At 73.4% G+C, this 10,614-nt stretch carries 7 protein-coding genes; 1 reads left to right on the forward strand and 6 read right to left on the reverse strand.

What is annotated here, in order from left to right; translation table 11 throughout:
• Window positions 1-4 precede the first annotated feature (4 nt).
• The 6 genes from ACFV7Q_RS08540 to ACFV7Q_RS08565 form a co-directional block, all read right to left on the reverse strand.
• Window positions 5-2,425, reverse strand: a complete 2,421-nt coding sequence (locus ACFV7Q_RS08540) for a galactose oxidase-like domain-containing protein (protein WP_385425313.1) — start codon at window positions 2,423-2,425, stop codon at window positions 5-7.
• A gap of 23 nt (window positions 2,426-2,448) precedes the next feature.
• Complete coding sequence (locus ACFV7Q_RS08545; protein WP_385425315.1) at window positions 2,449-3,711, reverse strand: glycosyltransferase; 1,263 nt, start codon at window positions 3,709-3,711, stop codon at window positions 2,449-2,451.
• A 6-nt stretch (window positions 3,712-3,717) separates the two neighbouring features.
• On the reverse strand, window positions 3,718-5,445 hold the full coding sequence (locus ACFV7Q_RS08550) for an ArnT family glycosyltransferase (protein WP_385425318.1): 1,728 nt from the start codon (window positions 5,443-5,445) through the stop codon (window positions 3,718-3,720).
• Complete coding sequence (locus tag ACFV7Q_RS08555) at window positions 5,442-6,776, reverse strand: glycosyltransferase (protein ID WP_385425321.1); 1,335 nt, start codon at window positions 6,774-6,776, stop codon at window positions 5,442-5,444. The genes ACFV7Q_RS08550 and ACFV7Q_RS08555 overlap by 4 nt, the downstream gene beginning before the upstream one ends.
• 266 nt (window positions 6,777-7,042) lie before the next feature.
• Window positions 7,043-9,115 carry a thioredoxin domain-containing protein gene (locus ACFV7Q_RS08560; protein ID WP_385425324.1) on the reverse strand — a complete coding sequence of 691 codons (2,073 nt, stop codon included), beginning with the start codon at window positions 9,113-9,115 and terminating at the stop codon, window positions 7,043-7,045.
• A 70-nt stretch (window positions 9,116-9,185) separates the two neighbouring features.
• A complete protein-coding gene (locus ACFV7Q_RS08565; RefSeq protein ID WP_385425327.1) occupies window positions 9,186-9,857 on the reverse strand; it encodes a hypothetical protein in 672 nt (223 codons plus the stop codon).
• Between the two features lie 196 nt (window positions 9,858-10,053).
• Between ACFV7Q_RS08565 and ACFV7Q_RS08570 the strand changes: the two genes are divergently transcribed.
• The gene (locus ACFV7Q_RS08570; RefSeq protein WP_385425329.1) at window positions 10,054-10,611 is read left to right on the forward strand and encodes a superoxide dismutase family protein; all 558 of its coding nucleotides are present in this window, start codon (window positions 10,054-10,056) and stop codon (window positions 10,609-10,611) included.
• The last annotated feature ends 3 nt before the right edge of the window (window positions 10,612-10,614 follow it).

The raw sequence follows: 10,614 nt of genomic DNA on the forward strand, positions 1-10,614 counted from the left end.
GCGCTCAGCAGGCCCGGCCGTCACGGTCGGGGTCCAGCCGCAGCGGGTCGCTGCCGTGGACCTTCATCCGCTTCGGGTACTGGTGGGAGGCCAGCCAGTCGCAGCGGGCCTGCGTGGTCTCCGGCACCTCCGCCGGGAACCGCGTCGGGACGCACTGGTTGACGGTGCCGTAGTGCCGGTCGCAGCCCGCCACGCTCGGCGGGACCGGGACGGAGTCCCGCCGGCCCGGGTTCTGCTTCGGCGCGGCCTGCGGTGCGTCCGCGAAGTCGTGGACGTGCGGCGACGGGCTCTCGTCGGCGGCCGCGAGGGCCGACGGACCACCCAGGTGCACCCAGGTCGCCACCGACGGGACGCCGTTGGCGTCGACCCCGAAGAGCATGTACCAGCCGGGCGGCGCCAGGTTCGGGTTGCTGGTGACGTTGAGGTCGACGGTGGTGTCGTTGACCACGCTCAGCGGCAGGTCCACGAACCGCTGGTTGGGGTCGGAGGAGTGGGTGACCGCTGCCGGGCGGATCAGCTCCGCCTTGGCGATCGGCCGGTCGACGGTGATCCGCTGCACGTCCCCGTACGTCCACTGCCGGTCGATGACCGACGTGAGCCGCGGGCGCGGGCCCTTGAACAGGTACGGCGGGCTGTAGACCGACACGTTGTGGTTGTAGGTGCCGTTGCCCGGGTTGTCGCCGACCGCCATCACCCGGCCGTCGGGCATCAGGAACGCCGCCGAGTGGTACGTCCGCGGCACCGGGTCGGCCGGCAGCCCCGCCTGGTAGGTGTTGGTCACGGGGTCGAAGAACGAGGCCTCGTACACGGGGTCGGCCCGGTCGTGCAGCCCGCCACCGGTCTCCAACACCTTGCCGTCCGGCAGCAGCACGGCCGAGACGTACATCTTGCCCTCGGCCCCCGTCTGCGGACGCTTCCCCTGGCCGGTGTCCACCAGGCCCTGCGGCAGGTCCGGCCCCGGCGTGTACGCGGGGTTCGGCACCTTGAGGTCGATCAGGTCGGTCAGCCGGTTCGCCGCCGGGTTCCGCTCGTTGTTGCCGCCCCCGACGGTCAGCACCCGCTGGTCCTGGGCGGGCGGCAGCAGCACGCTGGCGGACTCGTCGCGCTCGTCCTTGTTGCGCAGGCCGGGCACGTCCGTGATCGTGTTGGCGTCGTAGTCGTAGATCGAGGCGCCGGTGCCCGGGGTGCCGTTGCCGAAGGTGTGGCTGCCCGAGTAGAACAGCCGCCCGTCCTGCATGAGGATCATCGACGGGTACAGGCCCCAGTACGACCAGGTCTGGTTGACCTCGTTCATCGGCAGCCACTTGTTCTGCGCCGCCGAGAACTTCTCGGCGGTCACGTTGCCCGTCGAATCCTCCTTCAGGCCGCCGAAGGAGATCACGTCGCCGTTGCCGAGGATCGTCGCCGACGGGTACCAGTGCCCGCCGTTCATGTCGTTGGTGCGGGTGTACGACTCGGTCGCCGGGTCGAAGACGTAACTGTCCCTCAACCCCTGGTAGCCGATCTTGCCGTCGGCGGACGGGTAGCCCTTGTTGCCGCTCATCACGAGCACCCGCCCGTCCGACAGTTGCACGTGGCCCGCGCAGAACATGTCGACGGGCGTCGGGACCGTCTTGAAGCTTCCGTTCGCCGGGTCGTAGACGGCCGAGGTGAAGGTGCCCGCGTTGAACTGGGAGATGTCGTTGCCGGAGCCCGCGATCAGCAGCACCTTGCCGTTGTTGAGCACGACGGCGTGCATCGAGCGGACCGGGTTCTTCGCCGGGATCACCTCCCACTTGCCCTTCGCGCACTCCTCCGGGGTGCCGGAGCAGGAGGGCTGCGGCGGCGGCGCGCCGACCTCCTCCATGGCGTAGTCGTCGCTGGTGACGGAGCCCGTCCCGTAGACCGACAACCCCCAGCTGATCTTGTCGGTGTTCGGCGGGACGGCCGGGGTGCGCACCTCCGTACGCGACCACCCGGCGCTCACCGGCGGGTTCTGCAGGTCGGTCCAGTACTGCCAGCCGGTGGCGGTGTCGTGGCGGAAGACGGTCACCGACACGTCCGGAGTGTCCGACTTGTACCAGGCGGAGAGGTCGTACTGCCGGCCCGGGACGACGGTCGGGGCGCAGGTGGCGTTCTCGGTGACCAGGGCCTTGCGGTCGCCGGTCACCCGGCGGGTCAGCGAGACCCGCATCGCCTTGGTGCCGCTGTGGGCGTCGGCGACGGTGGCGAAGGTGAAGTCGTTGTCGCCCCAGCCGGACTTCTCCCAGCAGGACGGCATGTCGGCGCCGGGCGGGCCGGCGGTCTCGAATCCGGGGTTGGTGAGCAGATTGGGCGGTCCGGCCGTGGCCTGCTGCGGTGCGGTGAGCAGCAGGCCCGCGGTCATCGCCCCGACGGCGGCCAGGGCGGCCCGCCGCCCGGCCCGCCGTCGGATGTTCGCTGGCATGGACGAGTTCCCTTCTGTGCGGCTCAGCTCCTGGTGGTGCGCGCGGTGCGCGGCGTACGGGCCCTGCGCGGCCGGCGGCGCGGTCTGCGCGGCAGGTAGACGAGGGCCTCGGTGGCCGCGAACCGCAGGACGAAGGTGGTGACCAGGGCGAGGGCGGTGGCCGGCAGCACCGGCATGCCGAACCGGGCGACGAGCAACCCGATCAGGGGCAGCCGCAGCAGCAGGTCCGCGTTGGCCAGCAGGGCGAACCGGCCGAGGCGGTCCGCCCAGTGGCGGTGCCGGCGGCGGTCGCGGAAGAGCAGCCCCTCGATGAGGGCGAAGTTCCACAGCACCCCCGCCTGGTTGGCGGCGATCTCGGCCGGCAGGTAGTGCATCCCGGCCCGGGTGAGCAGCCACAGCGCGAGGAGGTTCGGGACGAAACCGGAGAGTCCGACCAGCCCGAAGCCGATCATCCGGGCCAGTGGGGTCGCGGACCGCAGGACGGCGAGGTGGGCGAGGAAGCGCATCCCCTCGCGGGCGGTGGACTTGGACTCTCCCGCGTGGCGGTCCTGGAAGACGAACGGCACCTCGGCGATCCGGGCGGCGCGGCCGGGGGCCCCTCGGCGCGGTGGCCGGAGGCGTACCGCCAGCTCCAGCAGGATCTTGTAGCCGAGCGGGCGGAGGGCCTCTGCGGCCACGGCCGAGCGGCGCACGGCGAAGAAGCCGCTCATCGGGTCGCTGATGCCGCGCAGGGCGCGCGGGAAGAGCCCCTTGGCCAGCCAGGTCGCCCCGCGCGAGACGGCGACCCGGTAGCCCCCGGCGAGCCCGGCACGGCTACCGCCGGGGAGGTAGCGGGAGGCGACGACGAGGTCGGCGCCGGTCCGCTCGCCCTCGCCGACCAGCTCGGGCACCAGGTGGGGCGGGTGCTGGAGGTCGGCGTCCATGACCACGACCCAGTCCCCGGCCGCCCGCTTGATCCCCTCCACCACGGCCCCGCCGAGACCGCCGTCCGCGGTCTCCCGGTGCAGGACGGACACGGGGAACGGGCAGCCCGGGGCGGCCTTCTCGATGACCTCCGGGGTGTCGTCCGTGGAGTCGTCCACGAACAGCACCGTGCAGGGCAGGCCGGCGGGCAGGGAGGCGGCGAGCCGGTCCAGCAGCTCGGTGATGTTCGCGGCCTCGTTGAAGGTCGGGATGACCAGGGTGACGCCGCCCCGGGCCGGGGCCCCGGCCGGCTCCAACAGGACCGGGGCGTGCGGGGCCTGCGGGACGCGCGGGGCCTGTGCGGTGCGCAGCTCTTCGCTCATGCCGGCTCAGCTCCCGTCCGGTCGGCCGGCGGACTCCGTCCGGCGGATCTCGATCCGGTCCTCGCCGGAGCCGAAGACGGCCACCACCGTCGAATGCTCCAGCGCCTCCCTGACCCGGGGCAGGTCCCTGGCGTCCCGGCGGACGGTGGGCGAGGAGACGACGTAGTCGACGTCCCGCCAGCCCCGCGGCATGGTCTCGGTGACGGCCGGGTCGAGGTCGGCCTTGTAGAACCAGATGGCGCCGAGCCCCGGCTCGAAGCCGTGGTGGACGGCGTCCAGCCAGAGCGCGTCGTCGAGCAGGACCCTGGTGCGCGCCGGGTCGGCGACCTCGCGGCCCAGCCAGGCGGCCGCCTGCCGGTAGGGGGCGTTGGCGTCGGCCGTGAGCGCGGTGCGGTTGCCCTCGTACCAGCGCGGCAGGACGTACACGGCGGCCGCGACGGCGAGCACCCCGACCAGCACCCGGCGCCCGTACGTCAGCGTCCGGCGCTCCCCGGCCGCGCGGCGGCGGCGCAGCACCGCGTGGGTGACGCTGGCCGCGCCCCCGGCGAGGACGAGCGCGAAGAACGGCAGCGCCTGGATGACGTACATCGCGGGCAGGTAGCCGTCGGGACGCAGCGCGACGGCCGCGAGGATGCCGGCGGCCAGTGCCGGGCCCGCCAGCGCCCGGGCGGTGACGGACCGGCTGGTGGTGACGAGCAGCAGGAGCGCGCCGGCCAGCCCGCCGAGCGGCAGGACGGTGTCGTAGTAGAGCCAGGAGCGCAGGACCCCGTTCGATCCGGAGCCGGGGGTCAGGAGGAAGCCGGAGCCGGGGCGGCTCATCTGGTAGGTGATGCCGTCGATGAGCGAGACGTGGCCGGGGCCGGGCAGCAGCTCGTCGTTGAGGAGCGCGTACAGCGGGTACGAGAGGCCGATCAGGGCGCAGGCGGTGACGGCGCCGGTGACGGCGAACTTGCGGGTGTCACGGTGACTGTGCCGCCACATCGTCACCAGCAGCGCCGGCAGGACCACCAGCATCGTCTCCTTGGTCAGGACGGCGGTCGCGGCCGCCAGCCCGGAGGCGAAGTGGTGCCACAGGTGCCGCCGAGGGGACGCGGCCAGGCAGAAGGCCAGCAGCATCCACGTCACGGCGAGGTTGTCGAGGAAGATCTCCCGCTGGAGCACGACGGAGAGCGGCGAGAGCCCGAACAGGGCCGTCGCCAAGCCGGCAGCCCAACGCGGCAGCCCCAGGCGGCGTGCGAGGACGTAGAGGAGCACGGAGCTCGCGGCGGAGACGGCGACCATCGACAGGCGCATCGGCGCCACCGTCATCCACTCGGGCACGAGGAGGGACGGCAGCCAGGTCAGGGCGGCGATCTGGATCCAGCCGAGCGGCGGATGGTCGTACCAGTACGTGTAGTGGGCGAGGCCCTCGCCCTGCTGGACGGCCCACGCCTGGGCCAGGTACGTGCCCTCGTCGTCGCTCAGGGCGGGGAAGTTGGTGATGTTCCAGCCCTGGACGAGGACGATCACGAGGAGCAGGGCCCCGCAGAGCAGCAGGTCGGGGCGGGAGGAACGGAACCGGACCATGGGCCTGGCCGGGGTGCCCGCGGCGGCCGGCCGGGCCCCGGAGCCGCCCGCGCCGTCACGGCGCGACCCGGGAGCCGGGTGCGGTTCGGCGGGGGCCGGGGCGGTCCCGGTGGCGGCGGTGGCGGCCTCGGGCTGGGGATCAGTGGCCGTGGGCAGGGTGGCGGTCACCGGTGGCTGTCCTCTCGGATCGCGGCGGACGAGGCGGAGGCGGCGGAGGCGGTGGAGCCGATGGAGGCGGTGGAGGCGGTTGAGGCGGCGGAGGCGGTGAGGTGGGCGCCGGTGTGGCGGGTCAGCTCCCACTCGGTGCGGCCGCGCTGCTCGCGCCAGACCGCGCGGATCGCGGCGCCCGCCAGCATGACCTGGTAGAAGGGGCCGCCCGCGATCAGCTTGAGGTAGTGCACGAAGCGCACGCGCAGTCCGTACTGGCGGCCGAAGTCGTGCAGGCCGACGATCTCGAAGACGAAGGTCACGAGCGCGGTGATCAGCGGCAGGAAGGTGATGATCGCGACGCCGACCGGGACGTCCAGGAAGAGGGCGACGGCGGTGTTGACGGGGATGATCACCCCGGAGGCCGCCTGCATGAACGGGGTCATCAGCGTGTAGCGGGCCAGCCAGCGCTGGCCCCGACCGGGCAGCCGGCGCCAGTCCCGCTTCCGGTAGACCTGGAGGAAGCCCTGGTTCCAGCGGGTGCGCTGCTTGAGGAGGCTGACCAGCGAGTCCGGGGTCTCCTCGCGGGTGACCATGTCGGAGTCGTAGGCGACGACCACCTTCTTGCCGGCCGACGACAGCCGTACGCCCAGGTCGCAGTCCTCGGCCAGGCAGTTCTGGTCCCAGCCGCCGGCCTCGCGCAGCACGTCGGTGCGGACGAAGACGGTGTTCCCGCCGAGCGGGATGAAGCCCTTCTCGGCGTGCAGGTGCAGCCGGGAGCGGAACCAGAAGAAGTACTCCAGGCAGTTGCGCAGGCTGTACCAGCTGGAGTGGAAGTTGATCAGCTGGACGCCGCCCTGGACCACGTCGGCGCCGGTGGTGCGGAAGGCGTGGTCGACGTGGGCGAGGAGCTCCGGGTGGACCTGGTCCTCGGCGTCGAAGACCCCGACGATGTCACCCCGGCAGTGCGGGAGGGCGGTGTTGAGGGCCTTGGGCTTGTTCTTGACCTCGTGGTGGTCGACGACGACGCGGACGCGGTCGGGCGCCAGGGCGGCGGCCTCCTCGGCGACCGCGGTGGTCCCGGGGTCGTCGTGGCCGACGATGACGATGATCTCGTAGTCGGTGTGGCTCGATTCGAGCAGCCGCTCGACGGTGTGCCGGAGGACCGCCTGCTCGTGGCGGGCCGGCAGCAGGAGCGAGAAGGCGAGCCGGCCCTCGCCGTCGGGCCGGTCGAAGCGGGTGGAGGCCAGCGTCTCGGGCGTGCGCCACGCGTGCATCTGCCACCACAGCGTGAACGCGGCCATCCAGAACAGGGCAAAGGAAATCGCCGATATGAATACAGAGGTGTACAAACTGTCCCCCCACAGACATGCCGCACCCCGAGCGGCATCGAAAAACCCCCGAGGGCCTCGGGTCGGGCCCCCCGGCCCGCCCGGCCCCGCTGTCCCCCTAGCCCCTCCGGCACACCCCCCAGTGCCCCAGTGCGGTACCGGCCCCGCTACCCCCGGTCACGTCCGAAGCCATGAGAGTAGGCAGTGAACATGACATTCAGCCGCTCGCCCGGTGAAAAGCGGTCCGGCGACCCGGCGCGCCAGGAAATGGAGTTGACGGTACTCCGTCAGATTCGCGGACGAACCGTACCCAACTGCTCGCCCAGCTCGACCGGATCCGTCGTAGGCCGCGCGCAGACGAAATGACGGCAGACGTAGGCCGTGGGGCGGTCGTGCACGAGAGTGCGCTCCGCCAAAAGGGGGAACTCGTCTCCGCTCCCGTCCGCGCCGTCCGGCAGCCCGACCGCCACCACGGCCCCGGGAGCCGTCCCCAGCAACGCGGTCCGGTGCAGCTCGGCCCGCGCCGGATCGTCCGGGTGGCCCACCACGGCCACCTCGCGCGGACCGTCCAGCAGCGCCTCGGAGACCGCCAGCCCGTGCCCGATGAAGCGCGGGACGCGCGGACCCAGCGCGCGCACCACGCCGAGCGCCCGCTCCGCGGCCGTGCGGTGCGCCTCCGAACCGGTGTGCGCGGCGTACGACAGCAGCGCTCCGGCAGCGGCCGTCCAGCCGGAGGGGGCCGCCGTGTCGGTCGGGTCCTGGGGGCGCCGGATCAGCTGCTCGGCGTCGTGCGCGGTGTCGTAGAGGCTGCCGTCCTCGGCGGTGAACCGGTCCAGCACCAGGTCGAGGAGGACCCCGGCGAACTCCAGCCACACCCCCTCCCCGGTCACGGCCGCCAGGGCGAGGAAGCCCTCGGCGACGTCCCCGTAGTCCTCCAGGACCCCCGCGTTGCCGCCGGCCCGCCCGTCCTTGCTGGTGCGGCCGAGCCGCGGCGCCCGGCCGGCCGACGCCTCGAAGTGGACCCGCACCAGCAGGTCGGCCGCCTCGGTGGCCCGCTCGACCAGATCCGGCCGGTCGAAGTACGCCCCGCACTCGGCGAGGGCGGCGACGGCCAGTCCGTTCCACGCCGCGACGACCTTGTCGTCCCGGCCGGGCGCGGGCCGCCCGGCGCGCGCCGCGAGCAGCCGCTCCCGGATGCCGGCGATCCGCCCGGCGTCCACGACGGGACCGTCCTGCGGCAGTTGCAGCACCGACGTGCCGTGCTCGAAGGTCCCCTCCTCCGTCACTCCGAAGTACGCCGCCGCCAGCGCCCCGTCCTCCGCCCCGAGCACGCCCGCCAACTGGGCGGGCGTCCAGGCGTAGTACGCCCCCTCCGTGGGCTTCCCCGTGTCCGGGTCCTCGCTGTCGGCGTCGAGCGCGGAGGCGAACCCGCCCTCGGGGGTCCGCAGTTCCCGGACCATGAAGTCGGCGGTCTCCAGCGCGACCCGCCGCGCCAGGTCCGAGCCGGTGGCCCGCCACAGATGCGCGTAGACCCGGCAGAGCAGCGCGTTGTCGTAGAGCATCTTCTCGAAGTGCGGCACCGTCCAGTCCCGGTCCACTGAGTAGCGTGCGAAGCCGCCGCCGAGCTGGTCGTAGATGCCGCCGCGGGCCATCGCCTCGCAGGTGTCGGCGGCCATCTGCAGCGCACCCTCGGCCCCGGTGCGGGCATGGTGGCGCAGCAGGAACTCCAGCACCATCGACGGCGGGAACTTCGGGGCGCCGCCGAACCCGCCGCGCACGGCGTCGTACTCGCGGGTCAGGGCGAGCAGCGCCTGCGCCTGCTCCTCAGGGCCGGGGGCGCCGGCCCCGCCGTAGTCCAGCTGCCGGCCGGCCAGGTCCCGCACGATCCGCTGCGCGACGTCCGAGACCTCCTCGCGCCGCCCGGCCCAGGCCGACCGCACCCCCTCCAGCACCTGCATGAAGGAGGGCATGCCGTGCCGGGCCTCGGGCGGGAAGTAGGTGCCGAAGTAGAAGGGCTCGGCGTCGGGGGTGAGGAACACGGTCATCGGCCAGCCGCCCTGCCCGGTGGCGGCCTGTACGGCCTCCATGTAGACGGCGTCGACGTCGGGCCGCTCCTCGCGGTCCACCTTGATGTTGACGAAGTGCTCGTTCATGTAGGCGGCGGCGAGCTCGTCCTCGAAGGATTCGTGCGCCATCACATGGCACCAGTGGCAGCTGCTGTACCCGACGCTGAGCAGCACCGGCAGGTCGCGCTCGCGCGCCTCGGCGAAGGCCTCCGGCGACCAGGGCCACCAGTCGACGGGATTGTCGGCGTGCTGGAGGAGGTACGGCGAGGTCTCGTTCGCGAGGCGGTTCGGCATGGTGCCATCCTTGCGCACCGGGCGCGGCCGCGCTCCGCGGACGGGGTCCGGTCGGCGCAGGCGTCGGCGGTCAGGCGCGGTGGCACATGTGGATGGACATGGCGCCGGACATGTCGAAATGGCGGATCCGCAGGTCGGTGCCGTTGTACGCGACCTCCAGGCGGCCGAAGACGTCCTGGGCGCCCATCGGGTACCAGGGGAGCATGATGCCCAGGTTGTCCTTCACCGTCTCGGGGACCTTCTCCGCGACCGAGGTGGAGATGTCGGGGGCCGTGAGCTCCTTCGGGCCGGTGAGGACCTGGAGGTCCAGCCGGCCGCCGCGCAGGGACCAGCGGCCGGTCCAGGTGCCGGCGATGCCGGACCAGACGATCGTCCAGGTGCCGTCCTCGCGGACCGAGGCGCGGCCGGTGTCCTTGCGGCCGCCGATGCCGCCGCCGGGCAGGGTCGACCTGATCGTCCAGGCGCCCTTGACGAACTCGGCGAAGGCCCGGCCCACCACCCCCGTGGCGGCGGGCGTGGGCGAGGCCGCGGCCGACGACGGGGCCGGGGTCGGGGCCGACGGGGACCCCGGGGCGGAGGGCGGGGCGGGAGAGGCCGGAGAGCTGGGGGAGGCGGAGGCGGCGGGCTCGTCCTTGCCGGTGCAGGCGGACAGCAGCGCCGCGCCGGCGCCGAGCGCCAGGTAGCGCAGGGTGGTGCGGCGGCCGACGAGCCGGGCCACCGCGCGTATCTCTCGTACCGTCACCAGGTCTCCCGTAACGTGCAGTTGGATCTTGCCGGAGTGTACGGGCTCGCCGCCGCGCCGCCCCGGTCCGCGGGCGGGCGCGGGCGGGCCGCGCGGCCGGGGGTGCACGATCGGCTGCGCGGGAGTCGTGTCGCGGCAGATCGTGGGTCAGCATGGGGTACGGCCTGACACCCGACCCGACCGAGGAGGGGCCGAGATGGCCTTGATGACGACGGTGCTCGCCGCGTCGCTGGCCCTGACGCCCGGCGTGAGCACCCTGCACCCCGCGCAGGGCGTGGTGAGCGTGGCCGCGTCCTTCCGGGAGGCCGGCGACGCCGGGTACGGGGCGGTCACCTACGCCCCCGGGTCCGTGCCGCCGGGCAGCCGGATCCGGGTGACGGAGCGGACCGGCGACCACGGCACCTGGATCGAGCTGCGGCTGGAGGGCGTCGAGGCCGACCGGACCTTCGGCGCCCACGTGCACCGGCAGCCGTGCGGGGCGGATCCCGCCGATGCCGGCACCCACTACCAGGACGCCGCCGACCCGGTGCAGCCCTCCGTCGACCCGGTGTACGCCAACCCGCGCAACGAGGCGTGGCTGGACCTGGTCACGGACGCGCGCGGCCACGGCCGTTCGCAGGCGTCCGTCGGCTGGCGGATCCGGGCCGGCGAGGCCCGGTCGGTCGTGGTGCACGAGCACGCGACCGCCACCCTGTCCGGTCATGCGGGCAGCGCCGGCCCGCGTCTCGCGTGCGTCACCGTGCCCTTCGCGTAGGCC

Source organism: Streptomyces sp. NPDC059851 (assembly GCF_042732005.1).
Taxonomy (GTDB): Bacteria; Actinomycetota; Actinomycetes; order Streptomycetales; family Streptomycetaceae; genus Streptomyces.